This window comes from Bradyrhizobium sp. 2TAF24 (assembly GCF_052115025.1).
In the GTDB taxonomy this organism is placed as follows: domain Bacteria; phylum Pseudomonadota; class Alphaproteobacteria; order Rhizobiales; family Xanthobacteraceae; genus Bradyrhizobium_A.
The window spans coordinates 1-1,193 of record NZ_JBFRFW010000063.1 but is presented as its reverse complement, the minus strand read 5'-3'; the positions used below and the strand labels follow the sequence as shown (position 1 = coordinate 1,193).

General features: G+C 64.0%; 1 protein-coding gene. It reads left to right on the top strand.

What is annotated here, in order from left to right; all coding sequences use genetic code 11:
- Complete coding sequence (tuf, locus tag AB4Z37_RS32915; RefSeq protein ID WP_441520868.1) at positions 1–1,191, top strand: elongation factor Tu; 1,191 nt, start codon at positions 1–3, stop codon at positions 1,189–1,191.
- The last annotated feature ends 2 nt before the right edge of the window (positions 1,192–1,193 follow it).

The window sequence follows — 1,193 nt, the reverse complement described above, 5'->3', positions numbered from 1 at the left end:
ATGGCCAAAGAGAAGTTTGAGCGTAATAAGCCGCACTGCAACATCGGGACCATCGGTCACGTTGACCATGGCAAGACGTCGCTGACTGCGGCGATCACGAAGGTGTTGGCGGAGACTGGCGGCGCGACGTTCACGGCGTACGACCAGATCGACAAGGCGCCTGAAGAGAAGGCGCGCGGCATCACGATCTCGACGGCGCACGTTGAGTACGAGACGCAGAACCGCCACTACGCGCACGTCGACTGCCCCGGGCACGCGGACTACGTGAAGAACATGATCACCGGTGCGGCGCAGATGGACGGCGCGATCCTGGTGGTGTCGGCGGCCGACGGCCCGATGCCGCAGACCCGCGAGCACATCCTGCTGGCACGCCAGGTCGGCGTTCCCGCGATCGTCGTGTTCCTGAACAAGTGCGACATGGTCGACGATCCTGAGCTGCTCGAGCTCGTTGAGATGGAAGTCCGTGAGCTGCTGTCGAAGTACGACTTCCCGGGCGACGACATTCCGATCATCAAGGGCTCGGCGCTGGCGGCGCTTGAGAACTCGAATCCGAAGCTTGGGCACGACGCCATTCTCGAGCTGATGAAGGCGGTGGACGAAAACATTCCGCAGCCGGCGCGTCCGGTCGACCAGCCGTTCCTGATGCCGGTTGAAGACGTGTTCTCGATCTCGGGTCGCGGCACCGTGGTGACCGGGCGTGTCGAGCGCGGCATCGTCAAGGTCGGCGAGGAAATCGAGATCGTCGGCCTGAAGGCGACGCAGAAGACGACGGTGACGGGCGTCGAAATGTTCCGCAAGCTGCTCGACCAGGGCCAGGCGGGCGACAACATCGGCGCGCTGCTGCGCGGCACCAAGCGCGAGGACGTCGAGCGCGGCCAGGTGCTGTGCAAGCCGGGCTCGGTGAAGCCGCACACCAAGTTCAAGGCCGAGGCGTATATTCTGACCAAGGAAGAGGGTGGTCGCCACACGCCGTTCTTCACCAACTACCGTCCGCAGTTCTACTTCCGCACCACCGACGTGACCGGTGTGGTGCACCTGCCGGAAGGCACCGAGATGGTGATGCCGGGCGACAACATCGCGATGGAAGTGCACCTGATCGTGCCGATCGCGATGGAAGAGAAGCTGCGCTTCGCGATCCGCGAAGGCGGCCGCACCGTCGGCTCGGGCGTCGTCGCCTCGATCATCGAGTAAGC

Coding starts and splice junctions, on each gene's coding strand:
- tuf (WP_441520868.1), top strand. CDS start 1: ATGGCCAAAGAGAAGTTTGAGCGTAATAAGCCGCACTGCAACATCGGG.